General features: G+C 55.8%; 13 protein-coding genes. 4 read left to right on the top strand and 9 right to left on the bottom strand.

Annotated features, from left to right (window positions below):
- Positions 1 to 40: 40 nt before the first annotated feature.
- Entirely contained in the window at positions 41 to 523 is a 483-nt protein-coding gene (locus P8935_RS18440; RefSeq protein WP_348261770.1) for a hypothetical protein, read from the bottom strand.
- A gap of 1149 nt (positions 524 to 1672) precedes the next feature.
- Here P8935_RS18440 and P8935_RS18435 point away from each other — a divergent pair.
- The gene (locus P8935_RS18435; protein ID WP_348261769.1) at positions 1673 to 3586 is read left to right on the top strand and encodes a CocE/NonD family hydrolase; all 1914 of its coding nucleotides are present in this window, start codon (positions 1673 to 1675) and stop codon (positions 3584 to 3586) included.
- 87 nt (positions 3587 to 3673) lie between these two features.
- On the opposite strand, the gene P8935_RS18430 is transcribed toward P8935_RS18435, so the two are convergent.
- The gene (locus tag P8935_RS18430) at positions 3674 to 5830 is read right to left on the bottom strand and encodes a multicopper oxidase domain-containing protein (RefSeq protein ID WP_348261768.1); all 2157 of its coding nucleotides are present in this window, start codon (positions 5828 to 5830) and stop codon (positions 3674 to 3676) included.
- A gap of 183 nt (positions 5831 to 6013) precedes the next feature.
- Here P8935_RS18430 and P8935_RS18425 point away from each other — a divergent pair, with 183 nt between their 5' ends.
- The gene (locus P8935_RS18425) at positions 6014 to 6520 is read left to right on the top strand and encodes a ferritin-like domain-containing protein (RefSeq protein WP_348261767.1); all 507 of its coding nucleotides are present in this window, start codon (positions 6014 to 6016) and stop codon (positions 6518 to 6520) included.
- A 108-nt stretch (positions 6521 to 6628) separates the two neighbouring features.
- On the opposite strand, the gene glgA is transcribed toward P8935_RS18425, so the two are convergent.
- Positions 6629 to 8083, bottom strand: coding sequence for a glycogen synthase GlgA (glgA, locus tag P8935_RS18420; RefSeq protein ID WP_348261766.1), 1455 nt, complete (start codon positions 8081 to 8083; stop codon positions 6629 to 6631).
- A 103-nt stretch (positions 8084 to 8186) separates the two neighbouring features.
- Between glgA and P8935_RS18415 the strand changes: the two genes are divergently transcribed.
- On the top strand, positions 8187 to 8996 hold the full coding sequence (locus P8935_RS18415) for a GNAT family N-acetyltransferase (RefSeq protein WP_348261765.1): 810 nt from the start codon (positions 8187 to 8189) through the stop codon (positions 8994 to 8996).
- Here P8935_RS18415 and P8935_RS18410 read toward each other — a convergent pair.
- Together P8935_RS18410 and P8935_RS18405 are read right to left on the bottom strand one after the other, a co-directional pair.
- A complete protein-coding gene (locus tag P8935_RS18410) occupies positions 8980 to 10401 on the bottom strand; it encodes a PAS domain S-box protein (RefSeq protein ID WP_348261764.1) in 1422 nt (473 codons plus the stop codon). The two genes, P8935_RS18415 and P8935_RS18410, sit on opposite strands and share 17 nt — an antisense overlap.
- A 200-nt stretch (positions 10402 to 10601) precedes the next feature.
- Positions 10602 to 11345, bottom strand: a complete 744-nt coding sequence (locus tag P8935_RS18405) for a Crp/Fnr family transcriptional regulator (RefSeq protein ID WP_348261763.1) — start codon at positions 11343 to 11345, stop codon at positions 10602 to 10604.
- Between the two features lie 263 nt (positions 11346 to 11608).
- Between P8935_RS18405 and rsmA the strand changes: the two genes are divergently transcribed.
- Positions 11609 to 12478, top strand: a complete 870-nt coding sequence (gene rsmA, locus P8935_RS18400; RefSeq protein WP_348261762.1) for a 16S rRNA (adenine(1518)-N(6)/adenine(1519)-N(6))-dimethyltransferase RsmA — start codon at positions 11609 to 11611, stop codon at positions 12476 to 12478.
- A 7-nt stretch (positions 12479 to 12485) separates the two neighbouring features.
- On the opposite strand, the gene P8935_RS18395 is transcribed toward rsmA, so the two are convergent.
- The 4 genes from P8935_RS18395 to P8935_RS18380 form a co-directional block, all read right to left on the bottom strand.
- Positions 12486 to 14105 (bottom strand): DUF6600 domain-containing protein, encoded by a 1620-nt coding sequence (locus tag P8935_RS18395; RefSeq protein ID WP_348261761.1) that lies wholly within the window; start codon positions 14103 to 14105, stop codon positions 12486 to 12488.
- 120 nt (positions 14106 to 14225) lie between these two features.
- A complete protein-coding gene (locus P8935_RS18390) occupies positions 14226 to 14879 on the bottom strand; it encodes a hypothetical protein (RefSeq protein ID WP_348261760.1) in 654 nt (217 codons plus the stop codon).
- Positions 14876 to 15385, bottom strand: a complete 510-nt coding sequence (gene ruvC / locus P8935_RS18385) for a crossover junction endodeoxyribonuclease RuvC (protein ID WP_348261759.1) — start codon at positions 15383 to 15385, stop codon at positions 14876 to 14878. The genes P8935_RS18390 and ruvC overlap by 4 nt, the downstream gene beginning before the upstream one ends.
- A gap of 429 nt (positions 15386 to 15814) precedes the next feature.
- On the bottom strand, positions 15815 to 16579 hold the full coding sequence (locus tag P8935_RS18380; RefSeq protein WP_348261758.1) for a DUF2334 domain-containing protein: 765 nt from the start codon (positions 16577 to 16579) through the stop codon (positions 15815 to 15817).
- Between the last annotated feature and the right edge of the window lie 46 nt (positions 16580 to 16625).

Here is a 16625-nt window from a genome sequence, read left to right as displayed (position 1 = left end):
CTAGCTCCGATCGGAATCACACAAAAGACGCTGGGCGAGCTCACAAAGTGCCTCCGCCTGACGCCCACGGAACTGCATTTGATTTGACGGAATTACTTGGGGTTGAATTGTACGTAATGACGCCCCCGTCGGATTCAGCACCAATTGCCACTGCAACTTTCCACCCGATTGGAGGCTCACCAAAAATAGCCCCGGAGAGCGGAACGGAGGTCTTCGGCAACGAGATCGCCTTATCGGTGCAAATCTCCTTATCGGGATTCGAATTCTCAGCGACTGTCAGCTCATAGGAGACACCGAGAAGGTTTTGGTTTGGGAGAGTTACATAGATTCCTTGGCCACTATTTACGCTGGTGACGCCGTCGTACTCAGCCGTCGCGGATCCCGAGCCATTTACCACTTGGTTTTGAGGGATTGTCTTCTCAACCTCGCAGGTTGAAGCAAGTGCTTTTGAGGGCGAGAACCCTACCGAGACGGCCGCTAACAGAGTGATTAGTACGATTCTCTCGATTGGTAGCGGCCACATTCTCGGCGGCTCCTCTCAGACTTTCGATTCAGGGAAGGACTTTGAGAATTCGATAGGTGGGAGAATACCATGAAAACTACCCCGGTGCAGCCAATTAGAAGATCAACTGCGTGGAAGATCATTATCCTGGCCTCTGGCACACGTGGTTCAGAGAACAAATAGTGGCCGTTGGCTACCACCTCCGGAATTTGGCTTGCGGACTGAGAAAGCAACGCGCGACTGGCCGCTCGCTCGCCGCGACCTCTTGCAGGTGTATGCCTGCGACCAGTTCATCGTACAGCTGAGGAACTGGCGCGTCGGCCGAATGGGGACAGTTCTCGACAATTCCTAGGGGCAATTGTCTGGAGCTTCCTTCTTGCAGACCCCTTTATGCCAAACTTCGTTCGCGCCAGTAGATGTCGCATTCTCATCGCACTCCTTTTTGGTCCTCTGCGTGCACTCTTTTGTTTGCCCCGGGGCGGAGAGAATGCAACAACCGTCGTCGTCGGGGTAAGAGATTTCGCTGAATTGCCGGAGTATTTCATTGTGAGATTCCAACGAACTAGGCGCGATCTTCGGCCGGACAGTATCGTACGAAGTTTGCCAGAGAGAAGATCTCGAGACCACGGGTCCGCTGGCCAGGAGTGTGATTGCCAGAACTACTGAGGTCCTGTACATGATTGAACTCTCCTTTCATCTATTCTTCTCGAAGCACAACATTGCTGCCTGAAAAATCAACGACCATTATCCGGCAAATTTCGACCAACTAGCCAAATATTCGTAGGGTTGACCTCCATGCAAAGCGTGAGGGATATATATCGGGAATAGCGTCATGCTTTCCGGCATCGACATGTCGAAAGATGTGTCACAGACGAGGGTTCAAAGGTGGATGCCGATGCGGAATCCATGAACAGACCCGTCTGAATTTGTGCTAATTTGTGCTAAGGCCCCGGCTTTGTCGGCTTTCTTGGCTTTCTTGGACATAATAGAGTCTGCAACTTACGGATTCCATTGAGCGCGGAACTGTCCAATCCCAACAGATCACCGGCAACGGCCTGGGAGTTATCCCGGGCCGTTGTTGCGTTTGGGGTGGATGCATGCGACTCTCCGCTACAATTCCAGTCAATCCTGCGCCGATTGAAAATCTCTAACGCGCTCAAGGTGGCTTCCATGATGACGAATTGCCAGACTGCTGTTTCGTTCCGTCCACACAAACTTCTGATTTTTCTGCTGCTGGTTCCTTGCACTTGGCTGCAGGCGCAGACTGCCGGAAACTACGGCATCGTCGAAAGTAAAGACGTAATGATTCCCATGCGCGATGGTGTGATGCTGGCGGCCGACATCTATCGTCCAGCGCGCGATGGAAAGGCCGTTGAGGAAAAGTTTCCTGTTCTCCTCATGCGCACGCCCTATAACAAGGAAAGATCTGGCGGCAGCGCGAATGCATTCGTTCCGCACGGATACGTGGTGGTGCTCGAGGATGTGCGCGGCCGCTATAAGTCAGAAGGGCATTGGATGGCGTTAGCGACCGATCCTGAAGATGGCTTCGATACAGCGAAGTGGATTGGCGCGCAGCAGTGGTGCGATGGCGGCATCGGGACATTCGGCTCTTCGTACGCGGGAGCCACGCAACATGCGATGGCGATCGCGAATGCTCCGTATGTGAAGGCGATGGTGCCGCGCAATGCCATGTCGGACTTTGGGCAATATGGGGTGCGGCATAACGGGGCTTTCGAACTGCGCTTTTTCAATTGGGTCTTCAGTCTCGGTAATGCAACCGGCACCCTTGATGCTTTGCCTGCGGCTAAGCGCGCCGCGACTGATCCAGCGGCCGCTAAGGCTCTTGAAGAGATGGGCAGCGATGTACGCCAGTATGTGCGCAACCTGCCGCTGCGGGCTGGCACGACTCCGCTGAAGTTTGCGCCCGATTATGAAAAGTGGCTGATCGAAGCCATGAGTCATGGAGATTACGACGATTTTTGGAAGAATGCGGGGTCTAGCGTGGTCGACCACCTCGCCGAGTACAAAGACGTTCCCGAATATCACACTACGGGCTGGTACGACTCCTGGGGAACGTCGGTAGCAAACTTGAATTTCGTGGAACTGCGCAAATCGAAGAAGAGCCTGCAGCGGCTCATCGTGGGACCTTGGATTCACAGTAGCGAGAATCTCGACTATGCAGGCGAAGCGCAGTTTACCGAAGATGCGGCGCTCGATCTGACTGCATTCCATCTGCGCTGGTTTGATCATTTCCTCAAGGGCATCGATAACGGCGTGGATCGCGAGGCCCCCGTGCGTATCTACGTGATGGGTGGCGGCGATGCGCACAAGACCGCGGAAGGTCGCATTTTTGTGGGAGGGCACTGGCGCGAGGAGCAAGAGTGGCCGCTGGCGCGCACTCTCTACACGACTTACTACCTGCACAAAGGCGGCCTGTCACCCGAGAAACCGTTGGATGATGCGCCGATGACCTATCAATTCGATCCGAACAATCCTGTGCCGACGATTGGCGGGAATGTCTCGTCACAGGGGACACTGATGTTTCAAGGTGCGGCGGATCAGCGCTGTCGCGCAGATTTCTGGCTGTGCACCGACACGCGCCCACTCGGAGCACGCAATGATGTCGTGGTTTTCCAAACCACGTCGCTCGATGCGGACGTTGAGGTGACCGGTAGGCTCGTAGTTAAGTTGTGGGCATCGTCCGATGCTTTGGATACGGATTTCACGGCGAAACTGGTAGATGTGTATCCACCCAATGTCGACTATCCCAACGGTGTCGACCTGAATATCGCGGACAGCATTGTGCGTGCGCGTTATCGCAAAGGTCCGGGCAAGGCGGAGTTGATGAAGCCCGGCGAGCCGTACGAGTTCACCATTGAGATGTATCCAACTTCACTGGTGTTCAAGAAAAGCCATCGCATCCGGCTCGACATTTCCAGCAGCAACTTTCCCCGTTTCGATGTCAATCCAAACACCGGTGAGCCACTCAACGACAACCGCCGAACCCAGGTCGCGCATAACACGATCTATCTCGATGCCAAGCATCCTTCGCAAATTATCCTGCCGGTCATTCCCCAAAAATAATCAGGCCTGCAAAACAATTCGGCCCGCAAATAATCTGCGGGCCAAAAAATGATCTGAGCGGGATGAACGCATTTGAATCGTTTAGCGTTACGGGTTGGCGATCACGCGGATGTGCGCCATCATGCCGCCGTCCTGGTGCTCGCCGATGTGGCAGTGATAGACAAAGTCGCCAATCTCCGAGAAGGGAATCGATACTTGGACTGGCGTCACCTTGCACGTGCCATCCCGCCATTTCAGCACCGACCCGTCGCACATCGCGCTTCCGCTGGGCAGAGGCACGTTGTCCATCATGGCTCCGCCGTCGCCCACTGGCGCGCCTTTCGGCAGCACTGTGAACTTGGTCTGGTGCATGTGGAAGTTGTGAGCCTCCGCTGCAACGTTCACCAGTTCCCACAGCTCTGTAGCGGTCTGGTTTCCCGGAGCGAGTGGAAGGCACACGTTTATGAACGCGGGGTTGAATGCCGAGACGTCCTCAAACGTGCCGGGCACGGAATTACCCTGCGCATCGACTTCTTCATAGCCGAGCCCGAAGCCGTCAGGATTGGTTGATGGAACTCCGAAGAATACGCGGCGATGGTGACCCGCGGGAAGAGCCGCGCAGTTCGGCGAGGCGATTGATGCTACCGATTTTGATTGTGCTGCGAGCCGAGGACCAAACTTCTGCACCTGGGCCGCGGAGAGCGATTGCACCTGCTGGCTCGTCGCGGCGTCAAGCGCAACGGGCAACGCGGACGATTTGCCTGCTGCGATTTGTTTTGCGTCCGCGATCGGCAGCGGTTGGGTCATTCCCGGATACATCGCTTTCACCGGACCGCCGAGCGCGCCCTTGGCCGACAGTGCCGCGGCCGCGACAGGTTTCACGTTCAACGCACCGATCGCTTTAGTGTTTTTTCCTGAGAAGACCAGGTGCGCCAGGTTGGCGGCCGGCCAGTCGTCGCCCGCCGAGCCAGTGTTGATGTCTGTGGTCAGAAACGTTGCAGAGGTCAGATGCCTAGGCTCAAACGAGCCGAGAAAAATATCAGCGCGAGAACTGGGGAACATGACCATATGCGTTGCGCACACCGGTTCAGATAGCCGGTGCGGCTGCTTCGGCCCCGGACATTGAACCGGTTTGAACCGTCCTCCGACCGTCATCTTCGAAACATCAGTCCCCGCCGTAGGCGCCAATGCCACGCCATCCAGAGACAGTACCTGGAAGACCACCGGCGCATGATTTTGATCGTTCTTGATCGCAAGATCGTAGGTCCGGCTCGCCGCGCCATTCAACAGGCGCCACACTTCGCCATTCTGCTGGTCGACGTTGATAGTGGGATACACCGCCCCGTTGATGGTGAAGAACCACTTGCCGCCTTGGTACATCGGGCCCGGGCCGGGCGCATCCGGCGGTGGATTCGCTCCAGCGCATGATCCTTCTCGGCTATCGTCCGGGTCAGGAAGGGCAGCGCAATACATCGAATCTTCCTGGTCCTGGATTTCGCCATTCGGCAGCACCTGCATGTCTCGAATATCCATGTAGCGCACGGAGAAGTTTGGCGGCAGCGTGAAGTTATTGGTCGCCGAGGCTTCGTCCTGGATGGACCCTACCGTCAACATGCCTTCGAGGCCCTCCGAAATCTGGTTCACTCCCAGCCCGTGAATGTGGGGATGAAAGTAATAGAGACCCGACGGATGGTTGGTCGGAATATAGATGTCGTATTGAATCGGCTGATCGGTCGCGGACAGGTCCGGATCGACCATCGGCGGCAGTTTGCCGGCCGGGTAGCCCACCACGTAGACATAATCGCCGTACGTGGGATCGGACGCGTCTGCTTTGCGCGGTTCAACGATCAAGCCATGTGTATGGATGTTGGTGGGATTGGCCATCAACATCTCGTTCATCATCGGGTCCGGTCCGTGCGCGTTCTCGTCATCACTTGGCGCCGGTGGCAGATGATTGACCAGCTTGATGCGCAGGTGATCACCAGGCTGTAGATGAAGCACGACGCCGGCATAGGACGCAGCGGTGCGCGAGTCGGCAGGACATTGATCCTCGACGGCCACTGAAGTCTGGCATGCCTCATAGATCCACGCGGTGGGACTAAAAGGACCAAGATGAACCGTTTCCGGACGCGCGATCAGGAGAAGATCAAGAAGATGGTTATTGCTTGAAAAGCTTGCCGGGTTATTAAAGCTCGTTGAAGTTCCTTGGCCAAGGCAGATCAGGGGAGCGGCGCACAACAGCGCCGTAAGGTATTTCGGACCCATTGCAGCGTACCTCGTTCATGTGGATACGGGCGGGTTTGATGCAGTGTTTTTATCATCAGTTGGATCACAAATTTCGTCTCTTGCCGGTTTACAAGAAATTGACGCAACATCCACGTTGCGTACGGCATCCCACGTGGTGTCTGAGCAGATCTACTGCTTAAATTGGACGGAAAAGGAAGTGGCATGCCCGATAAGAAGCCTCAAGACCAGAAGGGTCAAAGCAATCAGGATCAACAAAACGACAAGGCTGTTCAGGATTTGATCAACGCTTTAAACGAAGACCTGGCCCGTGAATACCAGGCAGTGATCGCTTACACCGTGTACAGCAACGTGTTGAAAGGCGCGAAGTGGATGAGCATCGCGGCTGAATTAAAGAAGCATGCTTCTGAAGAGTTGCAGCACGCACTGATCATTGCTGACCAGGTGGATTATCTGGGCGGCATGCCCACAGGGACACCCAAAGAGGTTAAGCTCTCAGAAAAACCGGAAGAGATGCTTCAGTTCGATCTGGACAATGAGACCGTTACCATCAAGAACTATCGCGAACGTGTGAAACAGGCCGAGGCCCTGGGCCACTATGCTCTCGCAGAACAGCTGCGCAAAATCATTTCGCAGGAGCAGGAGCATCAGCACGATCTGGCTACTGCACTTGGAATTGATGTGCCGAGGGTACTGGGCCAGGGTGCCTAGCTTTTTCGCAGAAATGCGCCCAAAGGAAGGAAAGCCCCTGGCATGATTAGCCAGGGGCTTTTCACGCTGCAACTGAAGCAGCGGTTCTGGACTTCTAAATCATTCTGATCAGGCCTTTTTTCGCGCGGCTTCTTCGTACACCGCAACGTACTCGCGAGCAGGCTTGTCCCAACTGAAATCCTGTGCCATGCCATTCTGCATCAGTTGCGACCATTGCTTCTTGTCGTAGAACGCACTCAACGCACGATCGATTGTATCCAGCAAGGCCTGCGCTTCATACGCTTCAAACTTAAATCCAGTGCCGCTGTTGAGACCGGGATTCCATTCTTCGACCGTATCATCTAATCCTCCGGTCGCTCGCACCACCGGAATGGTCCCGTACTTTAGTGAATAGATCTGGTTCAGGCCGCAGGGCTCAAACCGACTCGGCATGAGAAAAATGTCAGATCCTGCTTCGACCTTGTGTGCCAGCGCGTCGTCATATCGGATCTGCACTGAAAACCGGCCGGCATTCGCATAGGCAAAGTCGCGGAAGAATTTTTCGTAGTACGGCTCACCCGTTCCAAGCGCCACCACGGCTACATCCCGCTCTGCAAGGCGCCCTGCAATTTGCTCAAGCAGGTCAAATCCCTTTTGCGATGCGAAGCGCGAACAGATGCCGATCACTGGAGTATCTTCCGATACATCCAGACCGAAAGCGTGCAGAAGATCTTTTCGGCACTCGCGTTTTCCGCTCAGGTCGTGCGGTGTGTAATGGCCCGCGAGATTGCCATCCGTCGCCGGATCCCACTCGGCATAATCCACACCATTCAGGATCCCGACAAGGTCGGCTCGCCGCTGGCTTAGTGCCCCCTGCAGCCCGTTGCCGAATTCCGGTGTCTGGATCTCCTCGGCGTATCTGCGGCTCACCGTGGTGACCTTGTCGGCGTACACGATGCCGCCTTTGAGGAAGTTGAAAGTGTTGTAGTGTTCGAGTTTGTCAAACGTGAAAATATCCCACGGCAGCAGCAGTTCATCCACGGTTGACGGCGGAAACGTCCCTTGATATGCGGCATTGTGAATGGTGAGCACAGAGCCGGAGTGCTTGAGCGCCGGGTCGGCGTTGTAAACCGTTCGAAGCAGCACGGGAAGGAGCGCAGACTGCCAGTCGTGCACGTGAAAGACATCCGGAACGCCCAGTTGTTTCGTCGCTTCCAGAACGGCCCTGCAGAACAGGCCGAAGCGCTCTGCATTGTCGCCGTAGCTGTCACCGTTATTACCGTAAATACCTTGGCGGTCAAACATCTCCGGGCAATCTACAAAGTAAAACTTGACGCCATCACGTTGTCCGCCATCCACAATTCCCGCGAAGCGGTTGCTATGCGGGCCGGGGATGGTGATAGAGCGGATCACGTAGTTCAACTCGCCTTCCAGGTGCTGCCGAACTCCTGCATATAGAGGCAGATAAACGCTGACTTCGTGACCTAACTTTAAGATTTTCTGCGACAATCCGCCGACAACATCCGCTAGCCCGCCAGTCTTCACAAACGGCGCGCACTCTGACGCGGCAAAGACAATCTGCATTCTTCCTCTCCCAAACGCCTGCTTAACGGTTGCCGGATCAAGTGAACTGTTTCACAGCCAACTTCCGAGTCTACACGCTGCAACTTTGACGCAGATTTCGCCAATGAGGATTCCGCATCTGACTGCATCTCTTCATCATCTTGTACGCATGGCCCTTCGCAGAGTTGATACCGACGTTGCCGCCCCGGACTTTCAGTTACAGGAAGCCGACGAAAGTCTGCTCGACAATCCGATCCTGCATGCACTGCTTTCCGATCATCGCCTCCTGGCGCAAATCGATGGACAGGCGCGACGGTATCCTGCAGAAATCGGGCCGCTGGCTGGAATTCCCGAACAGTCCCAGCCGAACTATGACAGCTTGCGGACTCTCGCGGGCTCCGGTGGCCTGCTAGGCTTGTTTCTCAACGATGAACCGGCGCTTCCCGAGGGATGGGCACTCTTTCGCGGTGGAACTCTGACGCAGATGATCTGCCGCGGACTTGAACTTGCCGAGACGCAAGTATCCACGCATGAATTCCCCGAGGCCACAATGCTGCGCAGACTCGTTGCGCCCGATGTTCCGGCTATGCTCGAGCTTGCCCGCCTCACCGAGCCAGGCCCTTTTCGTGAACGGACGATAGAGCTGGGGAACTTTTACGGAATCTTTGAAGGTGAACGGCTGATGGCGATGGCCGGTCAGAGAACGCGTGTTCCTGGATTTGTCGAAGTCAGCGCGGTATGCACTCATCCTGATGCGCGGGGTCGCGGATATGGGGGAAGGCTGATGCGCGAAGTGATGCGAGACATTTTCGCGGAGCAACGCTCGCCCTATCTACACGCCTTCGCGGATAATCCAGCCGTCCGCCTATATCGAAGTCTTGGATTCACCCAGCGAAGAACTTTTCACCTGGCGATTATCAAGAACGAGAAATAGCATTAGTTGTGCTTTGACCCAAAGCCATCTGGTTTGTATCGTGCTCGAACCGTATTGGCCAGCAGAGCCGCGTGACGGTACCCCTCCCCACCTTGCTGCGCATTCGAACGCAACCGCCTTCGCTGTCGATGATCTTTTTGACCACCCAGAGACCAAGTCCGGTGCCAACGTCGTTCTTGGTGGTGAAAAACGGCTCGAATACCTTGGTCTGATGTTCTTTGGAGATGCCGCTGCCATTGTCGGCCACGATAAATTGGATGACAGGACGTCCGAGGCATTCCGCAGGCCTGGCTCGAAGGTATAGCTTGCCGTGGGTATCCAGCGCGTCCAACGCATTCCCGACAACATTTCCAAGGACTTGGCGAATTTCGCCTGTTCGCGCAGTGACAACGGTTTCAGGCGAATAATTCCTCACGACGTCAATGTTTTTGTTCTTGAGCTTATTTCGATTTAGCGATAGGACCTCGTCAAAAAGCTGACTCACCGAAACGGAACTTCGCTCGCCTGAGCTGCGCACGAACGAGAGCGTCTGATTGGCAATATCCGAGGCTCTCTGCAACTCCCGCATCGCTTCAACGGCGTGAGCCTGAAGCGTTTCGGAATCGCCTCCCTCGCTGATGAGAAAGAGCAGGTTGGATGTGGATTGAAGCGGATTATTTAATTCATGTGCAATCGTAGCGGCCAGTCGCCCCACCGTCGCCAATCTCTGGGTCTGCAACCAAGTCGCTTCGCGTTCTCGATGCGCGGAGATATCGCGAAAAACCATGACTGCTCCGATGATGTTTCCTTCGGAGTCTCGAACGGGGGCCGCACTGTCGCTCACGGGGATCTGGCTTCCGTCACGACGCAGCAGCACAGTCTGCATCGCAAGTCCTACGGCTTGACCTGCGTCGAGGGCCTGCCGTATCGGGCTAGTTACGGTCAGCCTGGTGCTTTCGTTTACGATCTGAAACACATCATCAGAATTCCTGCCCGTTGCCTCCGCCGAGCTCCATCCGGTAGCTTCCTCCGCCGACGCATTGATCAGCAGGATGCGTCCATTCAGATCTGTCGAAATTACGGCGTCGTCGATGCAGCTCAGGGTATCTTCCAGCCTCCTGCGCTCAAGCGCTACCTTTCGGTTTAGCGCACCCACCGACCCTGCCACAAAAGAGACGAGCATCCCGGCGAACACGAAAGCAAATCCATTCAGCGTGTTTTTCGGGCCAGGAATTTGCCATGGACCTGTGGGCCCAAAAGCCAGAATATTCAGCAGCAGTGATATTGCGGTTGCCACCACTCCTGATGAAATGCCTCCAAACGTCGCGGCGCAAACAATCGCGAGACCGAGCAACGGAGAGAACAGAGAGCGGTCGACGGGGAAAAGTGCGTGCGTTACAGCAAAGCCTGCGAGGGGCAATGCCACGGCCAGTCCGTACCGCGTGACTCTTGTACGGGGTCTCGCTGGCCAAATTAGCTTATCTATGAGTCGAAAGGCTGATGACATCAAACCCCAAAATTGAAGTACCACCGTGAGAACTTAACCGAGCGCGTTGAAAAGCGATACAGAATTACTACGCGGCTAAGCTAAGCCTCTTCTACGAGGCGATGTGGGCACTGTCCAATTCAGGCCTGTTTTGACATTTTCTTTTGTCTGGGCCGCTTCGGCGGCACGCTAAGAATCCGCGGCTTCACCGCGTTGTCGCCAGGCAATTTGTCATGGAGGATGATGTTCAGCAGCGACTTGTTGACGCGAATGCGGCCGTTATAGTCGATGAATCCGAGCTTGCGAAAGCGATTCATGAAAAAGCTCACGCGCGACCGCGTGGAGCCAATCATCTCTGCCAGCGTCTCTTGGGAGATCTTTGGGATGAGTGATTCCGGTTCGCCTGGTTTGCCAAACTCCGCCATCAGAAGCAAAACCCTCGCGAGTCGCTTTTCGCTGGAGTTGAACAGTTGGTCGACGAGGTCGGCCTGCGTGCGGATGCCACGGCCTAACAGGTATTTCACAAACACGTCTGAGAACTGGTGTTCGCCATGCATGGCGCGGATCATTTCGTCGCGCTCGATCTTAAGTGCACTGCACGCCGTGATCGCGGTGGCGGTTGTGAGGCGAACTCCGCCTACGGAAGCAAGCGATTCTTCCCCGACAAAATCAAGAGGCGATAGCAAGGTGATGGTGGCTTCTTTACCTTCAGTGGAAACGATGGTGATTTTTGCGCGACCTTTGCGGAGGTAGTAGACGCAATCGGCTACATCGCCCTGCGAGAAAAAGGTCTGCTTCGCTTTCAGTTCGACAGTCCTTCGACCGATCCCGGAGTTCTCCAGAAAGGCTTCAAGATCGAACGTCGGAATAACTATCGCGTTCATTTGAAAGACCTTTCAGATTAGCGAGATACGGTGAGAAGCTCGGTTTACTGTCTAGGGCACACCACGGCCAAGCTTGATTCTGCCACGAACAGAAGATGAAAACTGTATCGTTTTGCTCAGTATATGTCGTTCACCTCACATACCTATTTTCCTTCGGTCCCCTGCCCGTTTCAAGGGCGGAAGAGTCTATGGAAACTTTAAACGTCTCTGCCCGCCGGACAGGTGGGCGGTCGGATACATGCCTGGTCGACTAACATCGATCCGTGCCTTCCAAATCCAAACTGGGACAGAACTTTCTTCGCGATGACCAGGCAATAGGCCGCATCGTTGCCGCTCTGGGCGATTGCAGTGATCGCACAGTTGTCGAGATTGGCCCCGGCACGGGCGCGATCACACGGGAACTTGCTGCAAAAGCCGGAAAGGTGCTGGCGCTCGAGTATGATCGCGAGCTTGCCTCAAGGTTGACGGCCGAGCTGTCTGGCGGGCCAGCGCAACAAGGGGCAGTTTCTGTTCAATCGAAAGTGGAAGTTATCACCATTGATGTGCTCTCCTTTGACTTTGCAGCCGCAGCTGCGGCGGCGAATCAGCGGCTTATTGTCGTGGGGAATCTGCCGTATTACATCACCTCACCGATTCTGCTCAGGTTGGCCGAATATGCGGACGTGCTCGATCGAGCGGTGCTGATGGTGCAGCGGGAAGTCGCCGATCGAGTGGCGGGCGTACCCGGATCACGGGACTACGGTTTGTTATCGGTGGCGGTTCAGATGCACGGACCGGTGGAACCGCTGTTCACGTTGCCTCCCAGCGCCTTCTCGCCGCCTCCTGAAGTCTATTCGACTGTATTTCGCTGGCGATTCGCACCACGTTTCAAGGAACTAGAAGTGGATAGGAAGCCTTTTTTGAAGTTTCTGCGCCAGATATTTGCCGCGAAGCGAAAGACTCTGGCGAATAATCTGCGCGCGGCGGGCGTTGATCCTTCCATGGTCGCGGATGCGCTTTCGAAAGCAGATATCGATCTCAAAGCACGCGCTGAGGCTGTCTCCGTCGAATCACTCGCTGCGCTGTGGAGAATTCTTAAAACAAATGGAGCCACTCCGAAGAACGAAGTGGCTCCATTGATTGATTTAAGTTGAATCGGAGTTAGTGATGGCCTCCGCTTGCTGATGCTCCACCACCGCCGCCAGCATGACCGCCGCCTCCGCCGCCTCCACCCCCACTGCTAACGTGGCCACCACCGCCTCCTCCGCCACCACTCGATACGTGGCTGCTCGGAGCGCCTGCGCCTGAGTATCCGCGGCTGGGCGCTGGCGCTGAAGGGTGATATCCGCCACCGGGAGCAGCGGGAGCGGTCCAAGACCCCGAACGGTTTGTGCCCGAATTCGCCCATGGAACATAGCCGGTTCCCGTGCGGGTACCCGCACCTGGATTGATGTACCCGCGATTGACCCCGTAGCCGGAGTTCCCTCCGTAGCCCGGGTATACTGCGTAACCGGGATTTGGACGGTTGAATCCGGAAGAGTTGAGCGGGCTATAAGGCGGCCGTGGCATAAGAGGCTTGAGTGGTGCGACTGTGTTCCCCGCAATCGTCACCGGCCGGCCAATAGGATGGACGGGCCTTGCAGTGGGTGCGCTGGGTCCTCGATTGACTGCCAGAACTGGATTGGGCTGATAGAAGCCACCGCGCCGAATCGGATCACCTGGAGGTTTTACGGGTCCTCCGTGGGGACGATGTGGTGGCTGATAGCGGTAAGGACGATTTCCGATGTTCCAGCCCCAGCTACCGGTCTCCCACCAGGGGTACCCGTACCCTGGCTGCCAGCCCCAGCCGAAGTCGTCGTAGTAATTCCAGCTTCCGCTCATGTAGGGCAAGTAGCCCCATTGTTCGCAGGACACCCAGACGTATCCAAATTGAGGGGTCCAGACCCAGTTGCCACATCCGTAAGGATCCCAGTTTCCTGAGGCCGCTTCGAGCGGCGACCAAACGTAGCCTTCGCCGGGAACGTTGTACCAGTTACCGTTGGCGTCGAGGTCTCCCCACGCCGGGTTGTTACTGTTGACCGCATTGCCGCTGGCCGCAGTTTTAGCCGATAGCTGTGAGGTCAACTCCTGATCGCGATCCGCATTCCAGGCATCCCAGGAGTCGGGCTCGATGGTTTCCGCGAGATTGTAGATACTTGGGTCGGCGGCGTTAAGCGCGACGCTTTCACCACCGTGCAGATCAAGAGACAGTGATTTGCCGCGTTGGAGGTGAGCATTACCGGAAAAGACTGCGAGTTCGCCGGGAAGATTATCGAGATTAACACGCACTACAGTGAAACCGGTAGCAGTAACCGAGCTGTCGCCAAAGCGGGCAATGGTACGGCTTCCTGACGCATCCCCCTGGAACTCAAAATAAGCCAATCCGTTTTGAAGATCCAGTTCGGCATGGGTTGTGGAGCCTTCCTGGCGGAGAACGGCAATCTTCAGCGAGCTGTTGGGAGAGATGCGCGCGACGCTTCCGTCATCGAATTGCAACTCAGCTCTTCCATCGTCCTTAGTCGTGATCTGGACGCCCTCGAATAGAGGAGTATTCACGAGTGCCGGGTTGGCCAGAATCTGGCTGCCCTCGGTGAGCTGGACGTCTCCTTCCACATCGCTCAAGCGGGCCGCGCGCACGTTTGGATCTGCCTGCTGTCCATAGACGAGGCCTGACGCCAAAAACAAAGCCAGCCCCACGACGCTGGCAGCTGGCCTTAACCACACCTTGATGAATGGATTCATGGAGCCCCCACCCTTTCTTCCACGCCTCCGATGAGAATCGCATCGCGAGGAGTCCACACTCATTCAGACCGCGAATAGAGGTGAAAAGTCGCGCCTGAAATTTAACAATTCAGACCATTTTCAGCTTCCCGAGCGTGCCAGCAGCATGCGTGCCCGCTTTCTGACTCTTTCCATCACGTGGGGATCGTCCTGAAGGCGCACCAGAATATCCCGAATGGCACATATCTGTTGCAGGCGCCCATCATCCGAAGCCTCGACAATATATTGCATGGCCTTATCAAGCCCCAGCGGATCGTGCTGCAAGAGCAACTCGAGCCGGGCCCCTTCGATTAATGTCGATCCAACGCCGACAAGCGTTTCACCAAGGTCTTGAATCTCCTTGTCGGTGGAGTAGTTGAATTCGCATCCACCCTCTCCGTCAGGCCCACTGTAGCTGATCTTCTTCAGTCCTTGGAATGCGACTTTCAGGTGGCTTTCGCATTTGCCGTGGAGGATGCGCTTGTCATGCACAGTCTGGAAGACGTGGCTGGTGAAATCGCCGCTCAGAGTTACGTCGCGGTCAACTTTGGCAGGTTCGATGGTTTCTTCGGAATCCTTCGGTTTGGTCCCCCCTTCGGCGTGAAAATGGCCGCTGCCATCGGGACGTAAAACGAGAGACCATTGCGCAGGATAGAGGCCGGGGTTTGAGAAATCTACCCGGACGACGCGATCAGATTCACCGCGTGCAGGGAGTGCAATGAGCATTGCCGCGAGGATAAACCCCGCAAATCTCATCGCCGTCCCCCTTGAAGAGCGAGAGTCTGGGCAGTATGCAAGTGACATATCGCGATCGCTAGCGCATCGGCAGCATCGGCCGGCTGCGGGGGCTCCGGCAGGTTGAGGAGCCGGGAAACCATGAACTGCACTTGTTCCTTTTTCGCTAGCCCGTATCCCACAACTGACGACTTTATACTGAGCGGTGCATATTCTGCCACCGGCAGTTTGAGCTGCGCCGCAGCCAGCAGGGCGACGCCCCGTACCTGTCCAAGCTTGAGTGCCGACTTGGCATTCACGGAGTAGAAAACTTCTTCAATTGCAACGACTTCAGGCTGCCAGCGCTCTAGTTCCGCGGCCAGACTCTGATGCATGTCGCAAAGTCTCTCAGGCATCGATTTCGTTTTGAGGAGCCGGATCGCCCCATGGATCTTGCAGACAAGACGAGGCAGCTGTTCGGAATCATCCGACTCTACTACGCCGAACCCGGTGATTTCAGTGCCGCAGTCAATACCGAAGACGCGCATCTGCTGCGAGTTTAAATCAGAGGCCCGTCAAAGGGTTACCGGTAGAGCCTGCGGTCTGGCTGGCAATTGACCAGGGGGCGATTAAGCGGGAACAAAAATATGAGGGCGTTTTTTCCGCCGCGTTGAAGGGCAGCGACAAGGCCTGCATCTGATTACGCATGGTTACTCACCCAAGAGCCAAAACGAAAAGTCACCATTCATCTTCGTCACGGTCACGAATGAAGTCTCCTTCATCCCAACGTTGCTGGCCGGGTTTCAAGCCGACTCCGGGCAAGGCTGCGGGGGAAAAGGGAAGCTGCGAACCGAAGGCCGGCAAGCAAAGCAAAGCCGTGCGGCGGGAAGACCAGAAGCGCGCGGCCGCGAGCAAACTGAGGAAGCAGCAAGCCTCCTGACACGGTCTAGAGTTGGTGGGTGGCTGAGTGTTCGCGATCAGGACGCATGGAGCATGCGGGTTTTTGCTGCAGACATCCTCATGCGTTGATATGCGATGGACTCTGCCAGGCGTTCGCTCCAACTTAAATTGTCTGGCAAGGTGTCTGCGATGACGTTGTTGAAGCTCGTGAACTGTTTGGAGTTGGAACGTAAAAACGTCTCCAGTTTTTCTTCGAGTGCTGCCGTCGCGGTATTTGTGTGAATGCAGATGGTCCAGAGCCCTGTTGATTTCTCAACCGGCCCCCAAAGCTGCTGGGGTACCCACAAAACGTCGTGACGAGTGAAGGAGCGAAGAGCAAATCCGTCGGACAGGACTCCGAGACCTTCGCATGCCAGCGCGCGAAGAGTATTGCGATCGAATCCGTGGCGGGGAGCAACGAACAAACGTGGATTCAGGCGGTGTCCGCGAAGAATTTCTAATCCGCAACGAATCCATTCTCGCTGTCGCGATTCACTCACACCTGCGAACTCGGTCTCGTGGTGGAGATGGAGCAGTGAGTTACCGCTGCTGGTGCAGAGGTGCTGATAGCCGTGCATGGCGATGGTGGCTCCGGCGGCTTCGCATGTGCGTATTCGATCCCAGAAGTATGGATCTGGAGGCTGCAGGTTCAGATCGGGATCCTGATTATCGGGAACGACAGCGAGGATCGGCGCTACCTTGTAGAGGCTTAAAAGGGAGAGGAAGCGTTCGCATCGATTGCTCAACATTGTTGGACAAAGATCGTCGAAGCGAATGAGGTATTGCGCTGGAGATGATGCCATCTCAGTGGGCGCTTTTCTCTACGGCGTAGGGATCAATGGCGTGGAA

This window comes from Telmatobacter sp. DSM 110680, assembly GCF_039994875.1.
Lineage (GTDB): Bacteria > Acidobacteriota > Terriglobia > Terriglobales > Acidobacteriaceae > Telmatobacter.
This window is presented reverse-complemented; position numbering and strand designations above follow the sequence as displayed.

Coding starts and splice junctions, on each gene's coding strand:
- P8935_RS18440 (WP_348261770.1), bottom strand. CDS start 523: ATGTGGCCGCTACCAATCGAGAGAATCGTACTAATCACTCTGTTAGCG.
- P8935_RS18435 (WP_348261769.1), top strand. CDS start 1,673: ATGATGACGAATTGCCAGACTGCTGTTTCGTTCCGTCCACACAAACTT.
- P8935_RS18430 (WP_348261768.1), bottom strand. CDS start 5,830: ATGGGTCCGAAATACCTTACGGCGCTGTTGTGCGCCGCTCCCCTGATC.
- P8935_RS18425 (WP_348261767.1), top strand. CDS start 6,014: ATGCCCGATAAGAAGCCTCAAGACCAGAAGGGTCAAAGCAATCAGGAT.
- glgA (WP_348261766.1), bottom strand. CDS start 8,083: ATGCAGATTGTCTTTGCCGCGTCAGAGTGCGCGCCGTTTGTGAAGACT.
- P8935_RS18415 (WP_348261765.1), top strand. CDS start 8,187: ATGAGGATTCCGCATCTGACTGCATCTCTTCATCATCTTGTACGCATG.
- P8935_RS18405 (WP_348261763.1), bottom strand. CDS start 11,345: ATGAACGCGATAGTTATTCCGACGTTCGATCTTGAAGCCTTTCTGGAG.
- P8935_RS18395 (WP_348261761.1), bottom strand. CDS start 14,105: ATGAATCCATTCATCAAGGTGTGGTTAAGGCCAGCTGCCAGCGTCGTG.
- P8935_RS18390 (WP_348261760.1), bottom strand. CDS start 14,879: ATGAGATTTGCGGGGTTTATCCTCGCGGCAATGCTCATTGCACTCCCT.
- ruvC (WP_348261759.1), bottom strand. CDS start 15,385: ATGCGCGTCTTCGGTATTGACTGCGGCACTGAAATCACCGGGTTCGGC.
- P8935_RS18380 (WP_348261758.1), bottom strand. CDS start 16,579: ATGGCATCATCTCCAGCGCAATACCTCATTCGCTTCGACGATCTTTGT.